General features: G+C 49.6%; 1 rRNA gene. It reads right to left on the reverse strand.

From position 1 onward, the window contains the following. Window positions 1-246 (reverse strand): 23S ribosomal RNA (locus LCF57_RS22290); the annotation flags it as partial.

Here is a 246-nt window from a genome sequence, read left to right on the forward strand (position 1 = left end):
AGCATCAAGCCATAGCTTCGGTGGTGTGTTTAGCCCCGTTACATTTTCGGCGCAGAGTCACTCGACCAGTGAGCTATTACGCACTCTTTCAATGGTGGCTGCTTCTAAGCCAACATCCTGGTTGTCTGTGCAACTCCACATCCTTTCCCACTTAACACACACTTGGGGACCTTAGCTGATGGTCTGGGCTGTTTCCCTTTTGACAATGGATCTTAGCACTCACTGTCTGACTCCCGGAACTAAATC

The sequence above is a fragment of the Paenibacillus sp. BJ-4 genome, assembly GCF_020404765.1.
Classification (GTDB): Bacteria; Bacillota; Bacilli; order Paenibacillales; family Paenibacillaceae; genus Paenibacillus.